Raw genomic sequence first — 23,045 nt, 5'->3', positions numbered from 1 at the left:
GAAAGACTTGAACTCCAAAGTAGCGTCCCTTGGTCTCAGGTGGTGGGTGCGACACCGTGGTTGATCAGGAGTTCGTTGAGTTTTTCGGTGGGGGTGGCCCAGTTCAGGGTCATGCGGGGGCGCCCGTTGAGCTCGCGGGCGACCTCGTCGAGATGGGCCTGGGAGTGCACCGACAGATCGGTGCCTTTCGGGAAGTACTGGCGCAGAAGCCCGTTCGTGTTCTCGTTCGACCCGCGCTGCCACGGTGAATGCGGGTCACAGAAGTACACGGGCATCCCGGTCGCCATGGTGAATCTGGCGTGTTCGCCCATCTCGGTTCCCCGATCCCAGGTGAGGCTGTTTTTGAGGAACCCCGGGAGAGTGCGCATCTTCAGGGTCAGCAGGGTGGCGACCCGGTCCGCGGAGCGGTCGTGCGGGACGCGGATCAGCATCACGAACCGGGTCCGACGCTCCACCAACGTCAAAATCTGCGACTTGCACGCCGACCCGAGGATGAGGTCGCCTTCCCAGAACCCGGGCACCGCCCGATCCTCGGCCTCCTTCGGGCGCTCGCTGATCGAGACCATCCCCGCGATCCGATCATGCGCCGGAACCCTTTTCGCAGGTGAGACCCGCTTCGCCCGCCCCGACCGCAACGCCCGGTACAGCAGGGCGCGCAGCTCGCCCCGGCCCTGGACGAACAAGGTCTGGTAGATCGTCTCGTGCGAGATACGCATCTCCCCATCATCCGGGTGATCGGCCCGTAGGCGGGTCGCGATCTGCCCCGGCGACCACCTGGCCCGCAACCCCGCAACCACGTAGTCGCGGACCCGCCCCGGTCGCTCCAGTTTTCGTTCCTTCGGCCGAGCCCGCATCGCCCTGGCCCGCTTCCCGGCGGCGGTCGCCCGATATCTCTGGTTCCCGCCGTTGCGAGCGACCTCCCGGGAGATCACCGAGTGATGCCTGCCCAACAACAACCCGATCTTCCGGTGAGAGCGGCCAACGGCCAGCTCCCGGGAAATCGTCTCCCGCTCGTCCGAGGACAACGGCACGTTCAACGCCACCAGGCGACACCCCGATCAGTCCCCAAGATCATCCCACAGTGTCGCACCGACCGGTTGAGGCCAAGTCCTCATACATTCCGATTATGTCTTGCGGTCGTGCCGCACGCAGCCTGCGCATGGCTCCGCCGAATGAGTCTAAGTCACCATCCCGCTCATTGATGGTGACCTGAAGGCTGGCGGCGTCGACATAGTTCAAGAGTTGACCGACAGTCAACTCTGTATCGATAACCGAAATTCTCCCAGACCACATTGCGCCATCACCGTCGCTGTCGAGTCCGGCCTCGTCGACAACGCCCACACCCCGAAGGGCGGCATCAAAAATAATTTTGAACTGCCTCTCACTGTAAGGTATGGCGTACCAGTACAGGAATCCGACAAAACAACGTCCGTCGTCCAGAAAGTCCATATGCCAGAACGGCGGGCGACTTTCATCCGACAATCTCCCAATGAATCGGAACGAGACTTCGTGGTCGAGGCAGGCCCTCTCGGCGAGTTCGCAAAAATGCTGCACAGGAGTTTCCTTGAAATCAGAGAGATCAACATCGATCTCGCCCGTTAAGTATTCGTCCGACAGTTGCCCTAAAGTATTCTGTAGACTCAGATTAGATCGACGGATAGCGTTCATCAGTTCGTCACGTATTCTTGACATCAGATCAGTCTACACGGCCAACACCTGCGCGGTCGATTTTCTTATATTCAACTTCCGGTTCGACGTACACCAACTTCTCGGTGTCTATAGCGCCAACTTATGTCCGCCCTGCGGTGAAGGCGCTCGGCGGCAGGTCGTTTCAGAGGTACTCGTTGTGGCCCCGAGTGGTCCCGGCGAACCTCTGAGCTGCGGAAGCCTCGACCGGCGTCCCGTCTACTTTGCGCAAGCGCAAAGTAGACGCGGCAGGGTGATGCTGGCGGTGGCGTAGGCGCGGTGGTGAGCCCGGAGCAGTCGAAGCCTGAGTCATCACTGTCGGGGCCGTTGCCGCCCCAGACGTAGGGGAGCCCGATTTGGGCGTGGGCGTAGGTGATCGCCCGTGTCGCGGCGTCACTCGGCGCAGCGGGCGCGAACCGACCCACCACTAACGCGAACATGTCCGCGAACTCGCCCGCCACCGCGCCAGGCCGACCGTCTCCAGCCGCCACGGATGGCGACTGCGCGTCCTGCTCCAGACTCAACACGCCCCGAAGTCGATCACGCCATGACCGGTCCGCGACCATGACACGACGACCGTGATCACACCGTGCGGCTGTCGTATTAGGGCGATAGGAACAATCGTAATCACCGCGCTACCCATGGTCGGGGTGCGGATCTGTGGGACAAGTTGTCCGTTCGGTGTCCTTGAGGATGAATCCCGGCGCGTCGGAGTTCAGCGCGGCAGGGGAAGTACTCGTCGGCGTCGAATGCGTCGGGGGACGGTACGCAGGATTAGTTTGGATCGAGAACGGATCAACGACTCGTCGTCCATGGCAATCACGTGGACCGGTTCAGTGGCACTCGCGCCCAGCTTGTAAGATCCACGGCCCAGCCGCCTCGCCCCACTCGGCGGAAATTACCAGCCACTAGGCTGGTCTTGCCACCTCCCCAAGGGGAATTTTCCCGCTGGTCGGTGGCTACCCGACCGGACCGGAAATGGGCAGGCTCTTCGAGTGAACCGGGCGGGGCGCCGCGTACAGCGTCAATCTCGTGACTCGGTCGCGTCAAGGGCCGATCAGGGGGGGAACCGGAGTGGTTATCAAGGCGTCGTTCGTGCTGTCCAGGGTCATCGAGGGTGCGCTCATACTGGTCGGAATGATCATGGTGAGCCCGATCGATATCGGTGTGAGCCAACCGGATCTGCTCGCCGGATGGGATTTGCTGGCGGTGTGTTACGTGGGCGTGTGGATCACACGGGTGATTCGCGGCAAACGACGCGGCGACACTGATCGGCAGGAATGGGTGTCGACCGTGCTCGCTGGTCGCCGTGGTCTGCTGTTCACGCTGTTCAGCAGCCTGGCCGGTATCACGGCGGGGCTGATGATCGTGCTGAGCAAGGAGCTGAGCGGGGACGACGCGATTCAGGCGAAGATCGTCGCGGTTCCGGCCGTGTTGCTGGCCTGGGCCATCCTGCATTTCGGCTACGCCGACCGGTACGCCGAGGCGTATTACGCGGCGCTGCCGGACGAGATCCTGAGCTTCCCGAACACCCGCGCCCGGTGTGCCTGGGCTTCGCTTACTTCGCGTTCACCCTCGGCACCTCATTCGCGGTATCCGATGTGGAACCCGGAATTCGGTTATCCGTGGCAAGATCATCGCGCACAGCGTGCGCGGTTTAACGTGCTCACCGCGAACTGAGTCGCGGTGAGCTCAAGAAATTCATTGTAATAATTCCAGTCGGGAGAAAGTTGTGTTTCGCAAGAAACTGGTCGCGGCCCTTGCCGTGACCGCTGCCGCGGCGGCGACCACCATCACGGTCGCGGTGACGAGTGGCACGGCGCAGACCGCAGCGCTGACCTGGGCGACGTGCGACGGGGGTGTGCCCTCGGTGCTGGAGTGCGCGTCCATCGCGGTGCCGATGGACTACGGCGACCCGGGCGGCAAGCAGATCACCATCGCCGTCAGCAGGCTGAAAGCCGCCGACCCCGCCCGGCGGCGGGGTGTGCTGCTGACCAATCCGGGCGGCCCCGGCGGTGCGGGCCGCGACATGCCGATGGCCTACCAGGACCAGCCGATTGCCAAGGTGTACGACATCATCGGCGTCGACGTCCGTGGTCTCGGCGGTTCCACCCGGCTGGCCTGCGATCCCGCCGACGAGACAGGTCTGCCGGAGGATCGCGGGACCGCGGGCAGCAGCCGCCCGCTGGACTCCGACTTCCCGCTGCTCGCGGAGATCGCGCGCCGCGAGGAGGCCGGATGCGTCTCCGGCGGGGGTGAGTTCCGCAGGCATGTCACCACCATGAACACCGCGCGCGACATGGACATGATCCGTGTGGCGCTCGGCGAAGCCAAGATCAACTATCTGGGCGTGTCGTACGGCACCTGGCTGGGCGCGGTGTACGGCCAGATGTTTCCGGACCGGCTGGACCGCAGCGTGCTGGACTCGTCGTTGGATCCCAACAAGACCTGGCACGACCAGAACTACGACACCGCCGCGTCGACGGCCGCCAATTTCGAGGCCTGGGCCGACTGGACCGCGGACCGGGACGGCACCTTCCACCTCGGGAACGATCCACGGAAGGTGCGGGCCGCCATCGACAGGATCGCCGCGGCCGTGGCCACGAAACCGCTGGCCGGGTTCGCCAACCAGACCGAGTTCGACACGGCGGTCGGCGAGTCCACCCGGTACCGGCCCACCTGGGCAGGTTTCGCCAAGAACATGGGCGCCACCCTCGCCGAGCTGAACGGAAAGCCCGCCGACCCGCGGCTGGCGGAAAGCAATCGGCGCGCCGCGACGGCCGCGGTCCAACTCGCGAAGGAGGAGGACGGTGGCATGTCCACCTCCGTGTATGCCTCGGTGCTGTGCGACTGGGACTGGTCGGCTGATCTCGGGCTCTACTCGCGCGATATGCGTTGGTGGCGCGACCATTTCCCCTACGGCGGCACCGTGAACAGCATGGCTCCTTCCAACTGCGTCTTCCACCAGGGCGACCGTGAGCCGCTGGTCCAGGTCGGGCGCGCCGGGTACGGCAAGGGCTTGGTTCTCGGCTCGGAAGGCGACACCCAGACCACGCTGTCCAACAGCACCGCGATGGCCCGCACCCTGGGCAGCGCGCTGATTCGTGTGCACAACGACGGCCGCCACGGCGTCTACGCCGCCGGTGACGACACCACGAAGGCCAACCCCTGCGTGGACGACAAGGTCAACGCGTACCTGATCGACGGTGCACTGCCCGCCCGGAACATCACGGACTGCGACACGACCAACCCGCCCGCCGCGGTGCCCGCCGACTCGCACGGCCCGGCCCAGCCCGTCGAGATCCCCGATCTCGGCCAGCTCATCGAGGACATCCTCGCTGGCGTGCTGCCTCACGGTCGCCGCTAATCCCGGTTCCCGGTCCCCGCTCGCCCACACTGCGAGCGGGGACCGCCCCTTTGATCGGCGAACCGGGTGTGACCGCGCCACCTGGGGTCGAGCCAGACCGCATGCCGATCTGTTCTGTCCAGGCCATACCTGGCCGGCGCAAGGGAGCGCGAAGCCCGGAACCTGCGGGCGCCGGGTTTGTCGGGTGGCGGGTGAACGGGGCGTGCAGGTTCCAGCGCCCCTTCGCGGTCGGCGGTATCCGGCGCGGCTATTTCCGGGAGGAGGTCGAGGGCAGGCTGGGCGAACTGGTCGAGATCACGGCCGGAGCCTCGACCGCGACTGGGCGCCGGAGACTAGGGTGCGGGTGGTCGGGGTGATGCGGCGGCTGGTCACGGACCAGTTGGGCACTCTGCTGACCGGGCGGGCGCCACTGGAATACGTCGACGACATCCGGACCGCGACCCGGTACATCCTCAACGTGCTGGTGACTCGGCAGCGGCCCCGGGTCATGCTGCTGGACCCGGTACCAGCGGGCCAAGGGGCGGATGGTCGAACTCGCCAGGCAGATGGTCTCCGAGGACGGCATCTGCGGCCCTGCCTACCTGGTGCGCGATGTCCTGGCCGCGCATCGCGCCGACGCCGGGGCGATGCCCGCCGCGGACCTGGTGCTGAGCCTCACTGGGCCCTATGTGGCCGGTCTGGACACGGTCGCCAACAGCGCGGTCTACGCGGTGCTCAAGCACCCGGACCTGCTGGCCAGGGTGCGGCGGGAGATGGACGCCGTGTTCGCCGAACGGGGCGCCGACCTCGGCGACGGGGACCTCAAGTGGCTGCCGGTCGTCCGCGGTGTGGTCATGGAGGCCATACGGCTTATCCGATCGCCGTCGCATCCGGGGTGGGCGAGACGGTGTACCTCGGGACGAGCGTGCCGCACTTCCAGGCCAGGTACTTCCCGGACCCGGACCGGTTCGACCCGGACCGCTACGGCAAGGCGCGCGCCGAGCACCTTCAGCCCGGCGCGTACACCCCCTACGGGCGCGGCCCGCACACCTGCCTCGGCAAGAGCCTCGCCGACCTGCAGATGGTGGTCACCGCGGCACGGTTGTTCCACCGGCTCGATTTTGCGACTCAACCACCCGGCTGCACCCTGGCCACCAGGTCCGTGCCCACTCCGGGCCCGCGATGAGCTTCCGGGTCGCGGGTCGCCGCCGCTGAGCCGCCGCGCGATCGGCTCCCGGTGACGTCAGGGGCGGGTGCGGCGTCTGGTCGGATCGCTGTCGGCGCCGCTTCGGTCCGCGGCGGCGACGCGGATCGGCTCGGTGAGGGCGTTGTGGTTCAGGCTGGCCGGTGGCGGGGTGGGCCGGGAAGCCGCGGGGCGGGGGTGCGCGTCCGGTCGCGGCTCCGGGCCCTCGTCTGCCGGTGGGCCGGGGGTGGGCTCCGGCTCGGCTCGGGCGGCGGCGGCCTCGGTGCGGCGCTCCTCGATGAAGCCGGTGATGACGGTGGTGATCAGCGAGGCCGAGATAAGGGTCTCGACCAGGAAGAAGGCGCAGAAGTCGACCAACGACCCGATCGGCGGGCCGCCGGGGAGGGCGTTGCGCAGCGGCACGAGAGCGAACAGCAGCGCCGCCATGAAGCTCATCGACGGCCACAGCAAGCCCTTGCGCCTGCCGACGACGAACCAGGCCGCGACGACGGCGGCCACGGCCAGACCCCACATGAAGACCATGACGAACAGGGCGAAGGCGAACGTGGCCGTGGACCGTTCGACCTCGGTGTTGAGCAGGGTGACGCCCGCTTCCGTGGTGCTCGGGCTCTCGGTCAGCTGGAAGAAGCTGTCCGCGTTGATCGCGGTGAGGTGGACGGGCACGCTGCTGTCGTCGTCGGGGGTGTAGGCACCGAACAGCAGGGGCATCGAGTAGCTGTCCCAGGGGTAGTCGGTGACCACTCCGTCTTCCAGGGCGAAGGTGACGTCGGTCAGCGCCGCGCTCTTGCCCTGTTTGAACGTGACGATGTCGCCGCGGAAGGCGCTGGAGAAGACGACGAGGTCCCGGGTGGGCTGGCCTGTGTCGTCGGCGAGCTTGCCGGTCGGCTCGACCCGGTACTGCGCCGACACCTGCCGGGTCGCCGCGTCGATGCGCTGCACGTGCAGCGTGATATTCACGCGGGTCTCCTCGGCGGCCCGGCCCGCTTCCAGGGTGTTCTGCGACTTGCCGCGTTCGGCGAGGTAAACAGAAAGGCTGCTCGCGCCGACCACGACGACGGCGAGGATGGCGCCTGCGGTCTTTGCCCAGGCGGGCAGCCGCCGCTGCCTGCCGGATCGGTCGGAAACAGGTGGGGTGGACTTTCGCACGCGGCATTAAACCACCGTGTTCGCGGCGATCCGGTTGTTCTCGGGCGGTCCCGGCCGACTGGGGGAGCTGCCCAGCCACCTGGCTGTCGATCGTCGGGACCTGTTCGGCGCCTCGGATGGTTGGCCTGTGTAGCGCGGATCAGGGGCGGGGCGGGGAATCTCTCGCGGCGCGGAGTGCCACTGTCCGGTGTAGATCGAAATCGGCGAGCGAGGTGGTTCCGAGGTTTTCCCGTCGGGTGGTTGGAACCTTCAGCCGACTGACGGCAATGAGTGGACGCCTGCCGGAGAATTGGTGGGATGTTCGCTGTGCGTGGTTAACGCGCCATGGTCAGGGCGGTGACGACGGCCGCGCGTTTCTCACGGGAATCGCGGACGGTGCGGCTCATTTCGGCATGGCGGAACAGGGAGTCGGCTTCGACGGCCAGGATGCCCTGCTTGTTTCGGGTGCCGGACGATAGCCGACCCTTCTGGGTGAATAGGTGACGCCGTGTTCTAAGGTTTCGGTCGGCTGTGCGGCTGGATCGCCCCGTTCGGGGAGCGTGACCCCATCTAGGTGTTGCTCATGTGACTGAGCGTCGATGTTGTGGAGACAGGGTGACCAGGAGAGTCCGGGGGAAATCCGGGTTGGGGAAAACGTTGGCGGAACAGTTGCCGGAAACTGGATTTCCCGCCGGTGCGCGGTCCTGCTCGACGCGAAGACGCGCAAACTCATCGGCTCGACCGGCGAGCAGGTGCCACTGGAGGTGCTGCCGCCGGTGGTCACGGACACGGCTGTCGGGCCGGTTCCCGGCCGTGACGGGGCGTTGCGGATCGTGACCGCGGTGGCCCTTCCCGATGGCAGGTTGCTGGCGGCGGTGAGCACCACGTCGTTGTCGGACGCGGTGGTCGGTGGTGGGCAGGGGTTGCTGCTCGTCACGGCGGGCGGGCAGGTTCTCGACGCGCACGGGGTGGTTCCCGCTCCGGACGACCAGGCGACGGCGGCGCTGATCGCTCGGGCCGCTGCGGCGGGCGCGGCGGGGGAGCCGGGCGTGCTCGACGGCCCGGCGGCGGACTCCGCGCCGGATCGGCCGGTGGTCGCTTACGCTCCGGTCGCCGCGGCGGGGCTCGGTCCGGTCGGGCTCGCGGTGGTCGGTGTGGTGCGTGTGCCGGCGCATCCCGCGGGCGGGGACGGTGATGGCGTGTTGCCCGCGGTGGCGCTGCTCGTGGTGGCGGTCGGCGGGTTTTTGCTGGTCCGGGGTGCGGTGGTGACGCCGGTGCTGCGGTTGCGGGCGGATGCTCTCGTTGTCGCCGGTGGCGATCTCGACCATGTTGTCTGGCGGCCGCGTGGTCGGGAGCCGCGCCGGATCGCCGCCGCGATCGAGCATTGCGCGCGGACGATCCGGGCTGCGGCGTCCGCGCCGCGCGTGGGCAAGGACTGGCTCGGGGTGGACCGGGCGGCGAGCACGTATCGGATGAAGGTGAACGCCTCTGTCGGGGAAGGGGCGGAGTCGTCGGCGGACCAAGAGCCAGAGGTGGGCGGGCGCGAACGGGGTGGCCGCCTGGCCCGGCGCGGGCTGCCGGTGGGAGTGGTGGTCGGGGTCGCCGCCGTGGGGATTCTCGGGTGGTCGGCCGGAGTGGTGGTGACCATCGCCAGCCGCGAGGCCGCGGCGCCTGAGTCGGTCGTCGCCGGGGTCGACGGGGAGGTCTCGGTCGTAGCCATCGGGAACATCCATGGCCAAGGCGAGCTTCTGCTCGATGAGTTCGACACGTTGCCCGTGGTCGGGCCGGTCGATCTGCCTGAGCGGCGGAGTGCCTGATGGGGACCGGGATCGGCGGCGAGTTGCTGCCTCAGCACGCCACGCTCGGCCTCGCGATCGGCCTGGTGTTCTCGCTGCTGTGCTATCTGACCACGAACCTGTCTCCGGGCGGGATGATCACTCCGGGGTGGTTGGCGTTGACCCTGGTGGAGGATTACGCCAAGGCCGGGATCGTGGTGGGGATGACGGCGGTGACCTTCGGCGCGGTCGTGTTGTTGCAGCGCTTCGTGATCCTCTACGGCAAGCGTCAGTTCGCTGCTGTGGTGCTGACCGGGGTGGTGTTGCAGACGACCATGATCGTGGTGATCCAGCAGGACTACCCGGTGCTGTTCGCCCATCAGGCGCTCGGGTTCGTCGTCCCGGGGCTGATCGCCTACCAGTTGGTGCGGCAGCCGAGGGTGGCGACGTTGGTGGCGACCGGCACGGTCAGTTTCGCCTGTTACGGGGTGATCGTCAGTGGTGTGCTTGTCGGTCTCGTGCCCACGGTGCTGTGAGGAGGAACCGGGTGCAGGCGCTCAAGATCGCCCGTGGGGCGGCGTTCGCGGTGACCATCGGCCTGGCGGCGTGGGGTGTGGTGCATTTCGCCACGCATGTGGGTGGTCCGGGCGCGCCCGCCGCGATCGTGGTGGACGACCGCGCGCTCGCCGCGGACAGCGGCTCGGTGAGCTACGAGCGGCTGACCGGGCCGGACCGCACGGTGGCCCGGACGACGGCGGGGGCGGTGGTGGCCACGTTCACCGACGGCGCGCGGACGGCGGTGGTGACCTGGCCGCGGCGGGTGTTCGCCGAGCCGGAGTTCACCTCGGCGCAGGTCGCCACGACCGCGTGGGTGCGGTTGCTGCCCGGCCCGTGGCGGGCGGGCGACGAGCGCGCCGAGTGGTTCGCGTCCTGGCTGGCGCGGGACCCGGCCAAGCCCGACATCCTGGGCATCATGACCGAGTACCAGCACGGCGCGCCCGCCGAACGCGACCGGCGTGGGGTGCGGTTTCGCGGTGACGCCGCGTTCGGGCCGGTCGCGGCGTCCGGGGCGGGCAGGCTGGAGCAGTCCGACTTCATCGACTACCTCGGGGTGCCCTGGAAGTTCGCCGACGGGGTCACCCGCAAGCCGAAACCGCGCCACTACGGGGCCACCGACTGCTCCGGGTTCATCCGCCTGGTCTTCGGCTACCGCTCCGGCTACCCCCTGCTCTCGGGCAACACCCCCGGCCCTGGCCTGCCGCGCCGCGCCTACGCCATCGCCGAGTCCGGCCCCGGCGTCGCGCTGATCCCCGACACCGGGGACCGGGTCACCGACTACGCCGCCCCGCAACCCGGCGACCTGCTGTTCTTCCAGTTGGAGGGCGACGAGCAGATCGACCACGTCGCCCTCTACCTCGGCATCGACACCACCGGACACCACCGATTCATCTCCAGCCGCGAACGCGCCAACGGCCCCACCATGGGCGACCTCGGCGGCACCTCACTGCTCGACGACGACGGCAACTACTCCCGCGCCTGGCGAGCCGCACGACGGGTGTGACCCATCGTGGACAATCCTCCGGGCATGACGAGAGGGAAAGGGGCAATGCGGGTGACCGAGGCCAGACGGCGCGTCTTGGTGGACGTGCTTCTCGTGGGCGGCGCGGCGCTGGACGCGTTGTTCTCCAGGGCGCCCGAAGACCCGATCGCCTTGACGCTGGTGGCCGTGCTCGGCTGCGGGGTGCTCCTGTTCCGGCGGCGGGCGCCGCACCTGGTGTTCGCGGTCACGTTGCCGGGAATGCTGTACGGAATCATGTCGCTGGCGTTGCTGATCGCCCTGTACACGGTGGCGGCGTGCGCGCGCGACCGCCGGTGGCTGGCGGTGTGCGTCGCGGCCGCCGCGGTCACTAGCACCGTGCCCTCGCCGCTCGAACCGCAGTGGCCGGGGATGGCCGACCTGGTGATCTCCGCTGGGTACAGCCTGGCGATGGTCGCCGCGACGGTGTTCCTTGGACTGCTCGTCCAGGCCCGACAGGACCTGTCCGCGCGGCTGGTCGAGATCGAGGAGGGGCGCGAGCACGAGCGTGCGCTGGTGGCGCAGACGCTGCTGGCCAAGGAACGCGCCCAGCTGGCGAGGGAGATGCACGACGTGGTCTCGGGGCAGGTGAGCCTGATCGCGGTCCGCGCGGGCGCGCTGCAGATGAGCACCAGCGACCCGGACGCGCGGGAAGCGGCAACGACGATCCGGCGGCTGGGCGTCAGCACGCTGGAGGAACTGCGGCACATGGTCACGGTGCTGCGGGCGTCGGGCACGGTGCCGCCCGACCTCACGCCGCAGCCGACCATCGCCGAGGTGGGGAAGCTGGTGGCCAACAGCGGCGTCGCCACCCGGCTGACCGGCACGCTGCCCGATGATCTCGCCATCCCGGTGCGGCGCGCGGTGTACCGCACGGTGCAAGAGGCCCTGACGAACGTGCGCAAGCACGCCCCCGGCGCGAGCGCGGTCATCGAGCTGTGGCACGACGAGGCGGAGATCGGCGTCACCGTCACCAACTCCGCGCCCGCGCTGCCCGCCATCGCGCTGCCCAGCGCCCAGCACGGCCTGGTTGGCCTGCGGGAGCGCGCGGAACTGCTCGGCGGCAAGATCGAGTGCGGCCCGACACCCGAGGGCGGCTTCCAGATCCGGCTGCGGCTGCCCCGCGACCGGGCCCCGATGTTCGGGACCGCGGTGCGCAGGCTCGCCGCGGCGGACAAGCGCGCCGAGACGGGCACGTGATGGGCGGCCCGATCCGGGTGGTCGTGGTGGACGACGAGGCGCTGATCCGCTCCGGTTTCGAGCTGATCCTGGCCACGGCCGACGACATCGACGTCGTGGCCACCGCGACGGGCAAGGACGCGCTGGCGGTCATCGACGCGCACACCCCCGACGTGGTGCTGCTCGACATCCGAATGCCCGAAGTGGACGGCCTCACCATCCTGCGGCAGCTCCGCGGCCGGGCGAACCCGCCGGTGGTGGCGATGCTGACCACATTCGACTCCGACGAGTACGTCGACGCCGCGCTGCGCGCGGGCGCGGTGGGCTTCATCCTCAAGGACACCGACCCACACCAGCTCGTGAACCTGGTGCGCGCGTTGGCGGGCGGCGGCGTCGTGCTGTCCCCCAAGGTCAGCCAGGTCGTCGTCGGCGGCTACCTCGGCGGAGCCGGCACCCCGGATGGCGCGGCCGCGAGCCGGATCGCGCGGCTGACCCAGCGGGAGCGCGAGGCCCTGATCCTGATCGCCGAGGGAAAGTCCAATGTGGATATCGCGGCCCAGTTGTACCTGAGCGTGGGCACGGTCAAGGACGTCGTGAGCGCCATCCTGGCCAAACTCGGCGTCCCCAACCGGGTCCGCGCCGCCTTGCTCGCCCAGCGGGCCGGACTGGCCGACCCCGAGTAGCGAATCAGCCGGTCGGCTGAGTGGCGGCAGCCAGTAGACCGATGCGCCGTCGGGTGGGCGGTGACACCCTTGCCGAGTGCGCGGATCGGTTGCCCGCGCACGAAGGGCGCCGCCGGACCTCGTCTCCACCCCGACGAGACCGGCGGCGCCTCGGCATCGGCGGCCGGATTTCCCCGGCATCGCTCGCGGATGGCTTGTATCCCATCGAATAACCGGGCGCCTGAAAGGGCCCGGGCGTTCCGATACGGAGCCTCTTCCGGGCGTGTGCTGGTGACGACGTGGCGCCCGTGACGCTGCCCCTGCGCGGCAGCGGTAGGCGGTTGATCGACGTCGGCCTGTTCATGCCCGGCGAGTCGCTGGTCTACCTGACCGGCAAGCCGGCCAACCGGCCGCGCTCGGCCGAGTGTCGACCTATGAGGAGTTGGTGGAGGTCAACATCCGGGAGCGCGGTCCCGGCCACCCGGCCCCCTGATGGCCCGCTCCGATTGGGCGCACCGGCGGGCTCAACTCTGCGAGGTGGGCGCGGCTGTCACGGAGTTCGAGGCGCTGCTGGAGGACTGCCTGCGAGCTTTCGGTGCCGACGACCCCATCACCCTCGGCATCCGAAACAACCTCGCGTACTGGCGGGGTGCCGTGGGTGACCCGGCTCGGGCGGCCTGGGAGTTCGGCGACCTCGTCCACGACCGCCTGCGCGTCAGCGGGCCGGACCACCCTGCCACCCCGACCGCCCGCCACAACCTGATCCCTGATCCGCTGGCGCGGCGAGGCAGGCGACCCCCAGGGCACTGGCCGACCTGCGTTCGCTGTTGGCCGACCAGGTGAGGGTCTTCGGCCCGGTCCACCCAGACGCGGCGAGGACCCGGGCTGCGGGTTCCTGCCCGCCCCGGGCACAGTGACGGTGTTCGAGCTGCCGCTGGGCCCGGGGGCGCGCGTGGACTTCGGTGTGGTCGCCGGGTCGGTCATTGGGCCGGAGTGGGACTCCATGCTGGCCAAGCTGGTCGTCACCGGCGCCACCTGGGAGCAGGCCCTGCGCCGCGCCGCCCGGGCCCTGGCGTAGTTCACCGTGGACGGCGTGGCCACGATGCTGCGGTGGTGGCCGACGCGGCCTTCGTACCCGAGCAGACCGGGTCGGAGAGCCGTTCACCGTGCACACGCGTTGGGGGGAGACCGAGTTCGACAACGACATCGCGCCGTTCGACGGTGCCTGGGCCGAGTCAGGCGCAGGCAGCCGCGAGCGCGTCGTGGTCGAGGTCGGCGGCAGGCGCATCGAGGTCACCGTGTCGGTGTCCTTCGGCGGCGGGGTCACCCGTAAGGCGCCGCCGCGGCGCTTGCGACCGGTGGTGGGGTCGCGGGGCGACACGGTGACCGGGCCCATGCAGGGCACGGTGGTGAAGCTGCTGGTGTCCGACGGCGACCCGGTCGAGGCCGGAGACCTGGTGGCGGTGGTCGAGGCGATGAAGATGGAGCAGCCCATCACCGCCCACCAGGCGGGCGTGGTTCACAAGGTCACGGTCTCGGTCGGGGAGACGGTCGGCGCGGGCGCGCCCATCTGCGAGATCAAGGCGTAGGCCGAACGTCATCCACTGGCAGGTCTGCACACTGTCAGGCTCTCGGTTCCACAGCCTGTAGTCCTCAGTGGAGCGTGTTCTGGCAGACGTGTTGCCCGCACCCTCGGCTCCATCGGCCGGGAGTGCGGGCAACACGAGCCGGTCGTGCACCGGTGCCCGACCGGCGCGCGACATGGGGTCACGAGTGGGGAAGACTCGGTCGCCCGCGCCGCGATGCCATCAGGGTTTGCGGATGACCTCGAACATGCTGGATAGGGCGTCCTCGCCGTGGCCGTCCGCGACCCGCTTCTCCAGGAACTCCTTGATTGGCACCATCAGGTCGGGGCGGATGCCCGCGTCCTTGCTGGCCTGGACCATCTTCGCCAGGCCCACCGCGTTGAGCGCCGTGGTCGACACCGTGGTCGCGTACTCGCCCGCGTCCACGGCCGCGGCCGCGCCCTTGATGCTGGGCAGCACCACGTGGGTGATCCACTGCTCGGCGTACGGCGCGAGCGCCGCGGCCGGGATCTTCTCGCTGGCGACCAGCGCGTAGGCGTGCAAGGCGCCTGCCAGCGACGTCCACAGGATGGCCAGCAGGCCCAGGTCGTACAGCGCGGCGATGCCCGGGTCGGAGCCCAGGTGCACGCTGTTGCCGCCGAGCACCTTGAGGGTGTCCTCGTGCTTGGCGAAGACATCCGCCTCACCCGCGTAGAACAGCAGGGTCTGCGGCAGGCCGACGGCGGGCGGCACCGTCATGATGTAGCCGTCCAGGTACTCCGCCCCAAGCCCGCGGGCCCACTCGGCAGCCTTGCGGCCGTCCTCGGGGACACCGGAGGTCAGGTTGACCAGGACCTTCCCGGCCAGCGAGTCCTTCACCGGCTCCAGGATGGAGTAGCTGGCCTCGTAGTCGTGGACGCACACGACGAGGACGTCGGTCGCCGCGACGGCGGCGGCGATGTCGTCGGCGCGCGTGGCCCCTTTCGCCACGAGCTGGTCGGCCTTGCTCGCCGACCGGTTCCACACCGTGACCTGGTGCCCGGCCTTCAGGTAGGCGCCCGCAAGCGCGGCGCCCATCAGACCCAGGCCGATCACGGACACGGGCGCGGGACGTGCTTCGGTCACCTCAACCACTCCTTCACGAATTCACCAGATTGAGCCCACCTGGACAGTTCCGCGCACGGCGAATCCACTGTCCTGGTAGGGGCTTGTTGCGGTTCATTGTCTACCGCGACGAGTCGACGATAACGGTGTCCGACCGCGACCTTCAAGTACTTACTTCAAAGTGCGTTAATTCGCGGCGGCGGCCCGACCGCGCCCGTCACCCGTTCGGAACGGTGCGCCCGGTGTCGGCGAATCCCTTGTGCCACTGGTCTGCGCACCCATCCGTGCACGTAAGGCCAATGCAAGCGCTGTTCTTGGAACGCATTTTCCTGGTCGATTCTGGGCATACCACGACAGGTAGGGATGCGCAGTTTCCGTTATGGTTGATCAACTACGTTTGGCGTCAGCCCAAGATCTTCACTTAGGGTAGTTGCATGTCCTCAACGGGCTCAAGACGTTCTGTGTCCACAGCGCGAGGGCGGCTGCTGCGGAGCGCCAAGCCGCTGAGGCCCGACGCCAGAACGAGGTTACCGGGCAGCAGCTTCAGCTCACCCGGGAGCAACTCGACGCGCAGCAGCGTCTTCACCAGCAGGAACAGGTTGCAACGCATATCGCCGCTGTGCGCGATGTCGTCCTCGTCGACGAGGCGTTTCGCGATAAACTCCGCCAAGACGCTGCGGCTGTCATTCTGTGGTGGGAAGGCGTCGGGGGTGTGCTGGCGCCAAGTGGTGAGGTTCTGCACCTGTGAGTGGTTCGTGACCTTGCCGACGTCGCGCAGGTGGTCCTGTCGGGTTCTGCCCAGACTGGGTGGAGTCGCGGTCGACCGGCTGGCCGGTAACGAAACGGACCGTTGTGCGCCGGGTGACGCAGACGGGTTCGCCCTGTTGCCAGGGCCGCGTGTTTCATCGCTGTCAATCGGACGTAAGGGGGCTCGACAGGCCATGAGCGACGACGAGAACCGGCCGTTTTTCAACGTGGGCGGCGATTTTTCCATGCGGGACGGCAATGTCGCGGGCCGTGACCAGCACATCGGCGACACCGTCGGCGGGGACAAAGTAGGCGGGAACAAGAACACGAACGTCCGGCTGGGGTTCGGCGCCCTCGTGCTGGCGCTGGTGATCGGTGGGGGATTCGTGGTCAAGGAGATCACGGCCTCGCCCACCGACGTGGTGTTCCAGGAAGGTGTGGACGGGGCCGTGGCCACCGTCGACGCGCTGCGCCAAGCCGAGGTGGACGGGGATGCGGCGCGGTGGTGCGAACTGGCGTCGGTGAACGTGACCGACTTCTGTCGCACCATCATGACCTCCTCGTTCGCGGGCAGCCCGCGGCTGCGCGCGCAGCTAGCGGAGGTCTCGGTCGGCTCCGGGACTGGCAGCGGCAATTCCGCCGCGGTAGATGTGTCCTTTCGTGGGAAGAAAGTGGGCGTGGTGCCGATGCTGTGGGACGGGACGCGGTGGTCGGTGGAGCCCACCATCTACTTTCTCGGCGTTAACAACGGTGGGTTCGCCATGACAGCCGTGCTGAACGCCAACGGCTGCGGCTCCGGGCTCGGCACCGCGGTGGGGTGCGACGAATGAGCGGCTACCCGACGCCTGCGACCGTCCTCGTCATCGACCTGCGGTCGTTCAGCTCGCTGACCAACCCCGACCAGGTCGCCGCACGCAAGCAGTTCTATAGCCTGCTCGCCGACGCGTTCACCGACGGCGGGATCGAGTGGGACACCTGCGCGCACGAGGACCGCGGTGACGGCGCCTTGGTTGTCGTGCCCGCCGAGGCGTCCAAGGTGGTGCTGCTGGACTCGGTGCTCACCCGGATCGCCGCGAGCGTCGAGGCGGCCCCCCGGCTCGCGTCGGGGTGGCAGTGCGAGGCTCGGGTCGCGCTGCACACCGGCGAGGTGCACGAGGACGAGAACGGATTCGCGGGCTCCGACGTGACGCACGCCTTCCGCCTCGCCGACTCGGCGGTGCTGCGCGCCGCGCTCGCGGAGTCCCAACGGCGCTGCGTGGTGCTGGTGTCGGACGTTCTCTACCAGTCGATCGTGCGCCACGGCTACGGCAAGATCACTCCCAGTGCCTTCCACCGAACGGTGGTGCGCGCCAAGGACATGACGGCGACAGGCTGGCTGTCGGTCCCCGGCGACGACACCACCGCCCGGCGGGTCGCCGAGCGGGAGCGCACCTCGCAGGCGCGGGATGCGTGGCTGTCGGTCGGCGGGGACATGACTCTCACCGGCTCAAACATCGCCGGGCGGGACCAGCACATCGGCGACACCGTGCACGGCCACCAGGTCGGCGGCGACCTCGTGCAGAACAAGATCATCCAGCGGATGCGGGACAACAAGGTCGCGGTCGTCGTGGTCGTGTTCCTGCTGCTCGCCGTGCTCGGCGGCGGGGCATACCTGACGTTCGGGCCGAACGGCGATGCCGGGGTGCCCTCGACGAACGACACGTACTTCGACACGGTGTCGCCCACCACCGCGGCGGCGCCGACGAACTCGGCGGGGCCCACCTCGCCGAAAGCCGCCGCGGCAGGCCAAGCGGTGCAGGACCCCAGCCTCATCGCGGGCAACTGGACAGCATCGGACGGCACCGGGGTGAAGACGTTCACCGGCAACAGCGGTCCCTGCGACGGCTTCTTCTACGCGGGCGGCAAGCCCTTGGACATCGGCGGTCCGATGTCCTGCGTGATCTCCACCCGGTCGGACAATTCCGGCCGATACACCCTTCAGGTCACCCAGAGCCCCAATCAGGCTAGTTACAAGATCAGTTTCGATTCCACCGACCGGGCAACGGTTTACGAGCCTGACGGCACCGAGCTGTACAGGCTGAGCCGGTTCTAACAGTCCCGTCGTTACGTTCGATCCCGTGTCCACGATGCAGACAGCGACTTGGCCACCACACGGGACGGACCGCATGACCGCTGTCACCTCCTTCACCGCCGTGACCCGGGCGCACCGGATCGGCAGCTTCTGGCACCGCCTCGACGACGCGGGCCGCGCCGCCCTCGCGGGCCTCGCGCGCCCGCGTCGCTTCCACCGCGGCGACACGATCATCCGCGTCGGCGCGGTGGAGAACTGGGTCGCCATCCTCTATCTCGGCCGGGTCCGCCTGCTGAGCGCCGACGGCAAGCCCTTCGCGCTGCGTTGGGCGGGCGATATCGTCGGTGAGCAGGCGGTGCTTGACCATGGTGCCCGCTCGGCGACCGTCCAGGCCGAGACGGCGGTGCAGGCCCTGATCATCGACGGCCCGCCGTTCAACCAGACCCTGAACCGGCGCCCGGAGATCCTGCGCGTTCTGTCGGCGGTGATCTCCGAGCGCCTGCGTGAATCCGACCGACACTTCTCGGGCCAGGGCGACGACGCGTTCAGCAAGATCGTCGAACTTCTGGTGCGCTACCTAGATGAGGTCAGCGGCGACGATGTCCATGCTCGCTTCGGTATCGGCTCGCAGCAGGCGTTCGGTGAATTCCTTGGCCTGTCTAGGGAATCGGTCGTGCGGGCGCTCAAGCGCCTGCGCGAGGAGAACGTCATCGCCACCGACCGCGGTGTGGTAACCGTTCTGGACACCGCCGGGCTGCGGCGCTACGCCGAGGGCAGGTAACGAAACGGCCCGTACTGCCGCACGTGGCGCACGCGGAGGTGACTGGGTGAGCGTCGCGGTGGTCTCATCAGGGGAGTCGGTCCTCCACAGTGGATCGATCTGGTGGAAGGGGAGACATGCGCAGGAACCTGATGGTCGTCACCGCGGCCGCGCTGGTTTTCGGCACGGGCGCTTGTGGGCTGCTGGAGACCAAGCACAAGGTCGGTGAGTGCGTTCGCACGACCGTCGGACTCGGCGGCACCGACATCACCAGCGCCGAGTGCCGCGGCACCGGCAACGTCATGGACAACCTCGGCGATCCGGTCTACGTCATCACCGCCGTAATGGCGTATGAGGATCACTGCCCGGAGGATGGCCAGCCCGGCATCGAGCTCCAGCACGAGCCCGACGACGCGGTGTACTGCCTGAACCTGGAGAGCTGACCGGCAGGCGTCGGCGGCGGTGGCCGACTCCCGAGGAGGGACACTGCCCGCTCGACACCAGGGCCTGGCGATGCAAAGCGATAGGTCATGGGGATTAGAGATGGACCTTGGTGAATATGGGGCTGAGCCCGGGTGTCGGGTGCTCGTCGAGGGCAAAGATCTACCGGACGCCCCTGCTCGACCAGAACGACCAGGACATCGCGCTCACGATCTACCACGGGCTCGGCGAACTCGGTGTGCGGCTGTGGGACCAGGAAATCCGCGTCCTGCAGAGGATCGGCAGCCTCGGGCACCCGAGCCTCCCCAGCCTAGAGGGGGTGGTTACGTCCGACCCGATGCGATCACCGGGAACAGTGACGGGGTCAGGGTCGACGCTTCCTCGCCTACGTGCCGCCGGAACGCAGCGAGTTCCTCATGGGGCTTGGTGGGGGCGCGTGCGACTTCAAGGGCGACGTGTTCAGCCTAGGGATGATCGGTGCGGAGTGGCTGCTCGGAACGCGACTGCTCGACGGCCACCCGGACCTCGGGCCTGGGCTGCACGACTTCCAGAAGGAGGTGCGGCGCCGGGTCGCCGTCGCTCCCGGTTTCCGCGACCCGCGCGGGCGTCGACCATGGTGAACGTCATGGACATGTTGAGCCGCAACCACAACGCCATCGTGGGGAGTTTCGCTGAGGAGGGTGAAAGCGGCCGTCCGTATCTCGTCACTTACATGCGGGAGGAGAGTGACAGGACTTTTCGCGTGGAAGCGCATCACCGAGTCCGCTCAGACCGACGAGGGGCGCGATCAACTCGTCACCCTGATCGAAGGAGATCTGCGCGACGCAAAGGTGCGAACCACCGGAGTGAGTTCAACAGCCTGTTCGTTCGCCTAATGTACCCCGATGACGATGAGACCGCCGTGCGTGTTCGCCATCGACGCCACGTCCTGGGCGAGGTCCTTGAGCGGGGTTGGGTCGGTGGGTGCGATGTACCGGTAGCTCTGCGGTGGCTGGAATGCGGAGTGGGTTCGCAGCCAGGCGAGGGTGAACGGGTCGGACAGTGCTTTGGGGTGGACGATGGTGAGTGCGGTGGCTTGTTCAGCTCCGGTGAGGTAATCGGTGAACTCGGCTCGGGAGAGGCCGAGGTTTCCGCGGTGTCGTCGCCAGATGGTGTTCGGCTTGGCGGTGTGCCGATCGGCAAGGATGGCGGTACCGACCACGGCCATGGTCGGGGAGCTGGCGTAGAGGATGAGACGCGTCCCGGGGGGTGCCGCCACCCGTGTTCGACGCAGTTCGACGGTCTTGGTGCCGTCAAGGATGGCTTTGGCGAACCGGGGGCGTAGCGACAGCAGCAAGGGCCGTGGTGTTGCGTCGCGTTCGCCCTCGGGGACTGGTGTCGCAGTCATGACGAGGACCCTATCCACAGGCGACGACAAACACCTGTTCGACGCGGCCTACCTTGGTTGTGACGGGGGCTACATCGTCCCTGTCCGGTAGAGGGCGGCGAACAGCTCCGAGCTCACGCGATGAGGTCCGTAGAAGGTCTTCGGGCCGCCGAGTTGGTCTCTGAGCTGGTTGTAGGTGCTGGTGGAGATGGGCTTGTCGAACAGCTCGGTGTCGGAAAATCGCAGTGCCTGCATGGTCTGTTTGCCGTCGGCGCGCTTCTCCAGGAGGTTGAGGTCAAGCACCCCATAGTGCTTGAAGGCCGCGTGCAGACGTGCGGGGGTGTCGACGTCGATGGCGTCGAGTATCGAGGTTCCAACGATCTCGGCAGAGTTGCGCGGCCCTTGGCTCACTCGCCACAGGATGCGGGCGGGCGGGGTCAGCAGGGCGTCAGCGGTCCGGTAATAAACCTGCTCACGACCGAGAGAAAGCTCGATGGGGCGCGTTGTCAACTGGATCGGGTAGCCGAGCAGTTCACTGCTCCACCTGGGTTGGATGGGGATGATGTAGTGCGGCAGCGCGCTGTCGGTGAGCTTGGCGGGCCAGAGCGTCCGCTCGATCTCCGCGGCGGCACGAGCAGTGAGGTCGGGCCGCAGGAGTGGTCCCGGGCCCATGTCGACGAGCTGCCGCGCCTTGTTGGCCGCATGGCTGACCTCGTGGCTAGTTCCGCAGACCGGAACGACCCACGCGTACCAATGGCCGCCGTGAGGATGGAAGGAGTCGGAGATCATCGCGCGGCCGAGGCCGTCGCCCGCGTGTTGGTCGGAGACGTCGATGACGCGCCCACCGTGATCGCAAGCGTCGCGACGCAGCAGCCAGAGGAGTTGACGAGCCATGGTGTCGGACAGTTGGTGCTCGGCGATCCGCAGAAGCGGCACCCGAAGAACCTCCCCGTCGAGGTGCGCCGCGTAGCAGGCGATGGCAGGCTCGTCGCCCGTGCGGATCAGCCAGCGCGGCACTTCTTCTCGAGCCAACCTGCGCAAGGTGTCCCGTAGCTCACCGCGGCGCTCACCCGACGGCTTGTTCAGGAACTCCAAGAGGTCACGCTCGTCATCTGCGCCCGCGCGGACCTGGTCATAGTCGCTACCTTGCAATCGTGCGGGTTGATAGGCCCACACCCTGGCGAGCTCGTCCAAGTGTGTGACGAGGTGGTCCGGATCGAGAACCCGGAACGAGCCGAGGGCGGGAACCACCCCTCGCAAGCTGTCGAAACGCCTGCGAAGGCCATCATCCCAAGTCAGCAATACTCCAACACCGGAGGCCACCGCCTCGGCGATCTGCCAGAGGTCGCCATTGTCCTGAACGCTGAGATTGTGCTGTGCCGACGCGGCGGCGAGCTGGGCGAAGACTTCCTCGGCTTTGCCTGCCTGCCCGGTCCGCCGGGCATAGTGGTTCGCGGCCCGCTCGATCGGTGCTCGTTGCGCATCCGAGTGACGAGCCAGGTCCCGATCGACACCGTTGGTCACGACTAGACGTAGGCGTCCTTCGAGGTGGTCGGCGACCAGCACCTGGGAACGCAATGCTGCCTGCTTGTCCGGCCGGATGTGAAGATCCATGAGGATGTTGAGGTCGAGAGCAGCCTCCAGCAGATCCGGTTCGTCATCCAGAAGTTCTGGCTCTGCCAGGAAACTGAACAGATCCGGATGACCATGGTCCAGCCACCACACTGTCATCGGACGGTGGTCGATGCCGCGGCCGACGGCGGAGCTTCGTGCGTGAAAGCCCAGCGTCTCCCACATGGAGTTCAGCTCGTAGTCGTCCCTGCACTTGGCCCGGATTCCCAGCCGCGCCGAATGTCTGGTCCGGATCAGCTCCACCAATGCGCGGGCGACCCCCGACCCGCGCGCCTCCGCGGCGACACACAGATGCGACAGCACCACCTGGTTGTTCCGGGGCAATCGGAACAAGGCGAAGCCCACCGGCCGCTCACCAATCCACGCGGCCAGCAGAGTGCCCCGGTATGCGGCCTCCCGAAACAAGCCACCCGGCATCATCCCCAGCGTCCGGCTGTACCGCTTGCCCAGCTTGATCAGCTCATCGACCGCCGGATCGCCCGGCCCAACCTCATCAACCCTGAGTCCACTCATCGCCTGATCACCATAGCGCCCGCACCCGACTGCGTAGCCGGGCCGACGCCGACGGCACTCGCCGACGCCTCGACCTGTTGTCTTTATGAGGTGTCAGCGGATGCCGCAACCTCTTGCGTTGCGCACCAGCGCCCCATGACAGAACGACCTGTCGTTGTCGCACTAAGCGGAGCGGGCACATGGTGATGGGGCGTGCGGCCTTCTGCGGACGGGCGGCACATGGGCGGCGCAGCCATCTACTGGACGTGCTCGAACCCTTTCCCTTCTGACTCGTAGTGAGACCCAGTAGTTGA

At 67.9% G+C, this 23,045-nt stretch carries 23 protein-coding genes and 2 pseudogenes; 17 read left to right on the top strand and 8 right to left on the bottom strand.

The features are described from left to right. Nucleotides 1-35: 35 nt before the first annotated feature. The 3 genes and pseudogenes from ACZ6SD_RS17580 to ACZ6SD_RS17570 form a co-directional block, all read right to left on the bottom strand. Nucleotides 36-1,043: an IS30 family transposase gene (locus ACZ6SD_RS17580; RefSeq protein ID WP_465317983.1), complete on the bottom strand. Its 1,008-nt coding sequence runs from the start codon at nt 1,041-1,043 to the stop codon at nt 36-38. Nucleotides 1,044-1,071: 28 nt separating this feature from the next. Continuing rightward, a complete protein-coding gene (locus ACZ6SD_RS17575) occupies nt 1,072-1,692 on the bottom strand; it encodes a hypothetical protein (RefSeq protein ID WP_465317982.1) in 621 nt (206 codons plus the stop codon). Nucleotides 1,693-1,929: 237 nt separating this feature from the next. Continuing rightward, a pseudogene (locus tag ACZ6SD_RS17570) lies at nt 1,930-2,090 on the bottom strand (C40 family peptidase); the annotation flags it as partial. 670 nt (nt 2,091-2,760) lie between these two features. Between ACZ6SD_RS17570 and ACZ6SD_RS17565 the strand changes: the two are divergent. From ACZ6SD_RS17565 to ACZ6SD_RS17550, 4 genes and pseudogenes are all read left to right on the top strand, one after another. Next, on the top strand, nt 2,761-3,366 hold the full coding sequence (locus ACZ6SD_RS17565) for a DUF1345 domain-containing protein (RefSeq protein WP_465317981.1): 606 nt from the start codon (nt 2,761-2,763) through the stop codon (nt 3,364-3,366). A gap of 52 nt (nt 3,367-3,418) precedes the next feature. Beyond that, nucleotides 3,419-5,053 carry an alpha/beta fold hydrolase gene (locus ACZ6SD_RS17560; protein WP_465317980.1) on the top strand — a complete coding sequence of 545 codons (1,635 nt, stop codon included), beginning with the start codon at nt 3,419-3,421 and terminating at the stop codon, nt 5,051-5,053. A 524-nt stretch (nt 5,054-5,577) separates the two neighbouring features. Then, a pseudogene (locus ACZ6SD_RS17555) lies at nt 5,578-5,898 on the top strand (cytochrome P450); the annotation flags it as partial. A gap of 29 nt (nt 5,899-5,927) precedes the next feature. Then, on the top strand, nt 5,928-6,218 hold the full coding sequence (locus ACZ6SD_RS17550) for a cytochrome P450 (RefSeq protein WP_465317979.1): 291 nt from the start codon (nt 5,928-5,930) through the stop codon (nt 6,216-6,218). Between the two features lie 57 nt (nt 6,219-6,275). Here ACZ6SD_RS17550 and ACZ6SD_RS17545 read toward each other — a convergent pair whose 3' ends face one another. After that, nucleotides 6,276-7,382: a DUF4436 family protein gene (locus ACZ6SD_RS17545; RefSeq protein WP_465317978.1), complete on the bottom strand. Its 1,107-nt coding sequence runs from the start codon at nt 7,380-7,382 to the stop codon at nt 6,276-6,278. Nucleotides 7,383-7,960: 578 nt separating this feature from the next. Here ACZ6SD_RS17545 and ACZ6SD_RS17540 point away from each other — a divergent pair. From ACZ6SD_RS17540 to ACZ6SD_RS17505, 8 genes are all read left to right on the top strand, one after another. Continuing rightward, on the top strand, nt 7,961-9,178 hold the full coding sequence (locus ACZ6SD_RS17540; RefSeq protein WP_465317977.1) for a hypothetical protein: 1,218 nt from the start codon (nt 7,961-7,963) through the stop codon (nt 9,176-9,178). Then, nucleotides 9,178-9,672, top strand: coding sequence for a poly-gamma-glutamate biosynthesis protein PgsC/CapC (locus ACZ6SD_RS17535; protein ID WP_465317976.1), 495 nt, complete (start codon nt 9,178-9,180; stop codon nt 9,670-9,672). The genes ACZ6SD_RS17540 and ACZ6SD_RS17535 overlap by 1 nt, the downstream gene beginning before the upstream one ends. A gap of 11 nt (nt 9,673-9,683) precedes the next feature. Further along, nucleotides 9,684-10,697 (top strand): NlpC/P60 family protein, encoded by a 1,014-nt coding sequence (locus ACZ6SD_RS17530; protein WP_465317975.1) that lies wholly within the window; start codon nt 9,684-9,686, stop codon nt 10,695-10,697. A gap of 51 nt (nt 10,698-10,748) precedes the next feature. Next, the gene (locus ACZ6SD_RS17525; protein ID WP_465317974.1) at nt 10,749-11,912 is read left to right on the top strand and encodes a sensor histidine kinase; all 1,164 of its coding nucleotides are present in this window, start codon (nt 10,749-10,751) and stop codon (nt 11,910-11,912) included. Then, on the top strand, nt 11,912-12,574 hold the full coding sequence (locus ACZ6SD_RS17520) for a response regulator (protein WP_465317973.1): 663 nt from the start codon (nt 11,912-11,914) through the stop codon (nt 12,572-12,574). Before ACZ6SD_RS17525 ends, ACZ6SD_RS17520 begins: the two co-directional genes overlap by 1 nt. A gap of 471 nt (nt 12,575-13,045) precedes the next feature. Further along, nucleotides 13,046-13,396, top strand: a complete 351-nt coding sequence (locus ACZ6SD_RS17515; RefSeq protein ID WP_465317972.1) for a hypothetical protein — start codon at nt 13,046-13,048, stop codon at nt 13,394-13,396. 70 nt (nt 13,397-13,466) lie between these two features. Next, nucleotides 13,467-13,631 carry a hypothetical protein gene (locus ACZ6SD_RS17510; protein ID WP_465317971.1) on the top strand — a complete coding sequence of 55 codons (165 nt, stop codon included), beginning with the start codon at nt 13,467-13,469 and terminating at the stop codon, nt 13,629-13,631. Nucleotides 13,632-13,719: 88 nt separating this feature from the next. Continuing rightward, nucleotides 13,720-14,142, top strand: coding sequence for an acyl-CoA carboxylase biotin carboxyl carrier protein subunit (locus ACZ6SD_RS17505; RefSeq protein ID WP_465317970.1), 423 nt, complete (start codon nt 13,720-13,722; stop codon nt 14,140-14,142). Nucleotides 14,143-14,361: 219 nt separating this feature from the next. Here ACZ6SD_RS17505 and ACZ6SD_RS17500 read toward each other — a convergent pair whose 3' ends face one another. After that, nucleotides 14,362-15,243 (bottom strand): NAD(P)-dependent oxidoreductase, encoded by an 882-nt coding sequence (locus ACZ6SD_RS17500; RefSeq protein WP_465317969.1) that lies wholly within the window; start codon nt 15,241-15,243, stop codon nt 14,362-14,364. Nucleotides 15,244-15,643: 400 nt separating this feature from the next. Continuing rightward, complete coding sequence (locus ACZ6SD_RS17495) at nt 15,644-15,964, bottom strand: hypothetical protein (protein WP_465317968.1); 321 nt, start codon at nt 15,962-15,964, stop codon at nt 15,644-15,646. Between the two features lie 199 nt (nt 15,965-16,163). Here ACZ6SD_RS17495 and ACZ6SD_RS17490 point away from each other — a divergent pair, with 199 nt between their 5' ends. From ACZ6SD_RS17490 to ACZ6SD_RS17470, 5 genes are all read left to right on the top strand, one after another. Then, nucleotides 16,164-16,799 (top strand): hypothetical protein, encoded by a 636-nt coding sequence (locus tag ACZ6SD_RS17490; protein ID WP_465317967.1) that lies wholly within the window; start codon nt 16,164-16,166, stop codon nt 16,797-16,799. After that, nucleotides 16,796-18,061, top strand: coding sequence for a nucleotidyl cyclase domain-containing protein (locus ACZ6SD_RS17485; protein WP_465317966.1), 1,266 nt, complete (start codon nt 16,796-16,798; stop codon nt 18,059-18,061). The genes ACZ6SD_RS17490 and ACZ6SD_RS17485 overlap by 4 nt, the downstream gene beginning before the upstream one ends. Before the next feature lie 100 nt (nt 18,062-18,161). After that, nucleotides 18,162-18,821: a Crp/Fnr family transcriptional regulator gene (locus ACZ6SD_RS17480; protein ID WP_465317965.1), complete on the top strand. Its 660-nt coding sequence runs from the start codon at nt 18,162-18,164 to the stop codon at nt 18,819-18,821. A 116-nt stretch (nt 18,822-18,937) separates the two neighbouring features. Beyond that, nucleotides 18,938-19,243: a hypothetical protein gene (locus tag ACZ6SD_RS17475; protein ID WP_465317964.1), complete on the top strand. Its 306-nt coding sequence runs from the start codon at nt 18,938-18,940 to the stop codon at nt 19,241-19,243. A gap of 387 nt (nt 19,244-19,630) precedes the next feature. Next, nucleotides 19,631-19,861, top strand: a complete 231-nt coding sequence (locus ACZ6SD_RS17470; RefSeq protein WP_465317963.1) for a hypothetical protein — start codon at nt 19,631-19,633, stop codon at nt 19,859-19,861. Between the two features lie 251 nt (nt 19,862-20,112). Here the strand turns inward: ACZ6SD_RS17470 and ACZ6SD_RS17465 are convergent, their stop codons facing one another. Both ACZ6SD_RS17465 and ACZ6SD_RS17460 read right to left on the bottom strand, forming a co-directional pair. Beyond that, entirely contained in the window at nt 20,113-20,628 is a 516-nt protein-coding gene (locus tag ACZ6SD_RS17465) for an ASCH domain-containing protein (protein ID WP_465317962.1), read from the bottom strand. A 69-nt stretch (nt 20,629-20,697) separates the two neighbouring features. Further along, a complete protein-coding gene (locus ACZ6SD_RS17460; protein ID WP_465317961.1) occupies nt 20,698-22,752 on the bottom strand; it encodes a GNAT family N-acetyltransferase in 2,055 nt (684 codons plus the stop codon). Nucleotides 22,753-23,045: the final 293 nt, after the last annotated feature.

The organism is Actinokineospora sp. NPDC051303 (assembly GCF_055586285.1).
This window is presented reverse-complemented; position numbering and strand designations above follow the sequence as displayed.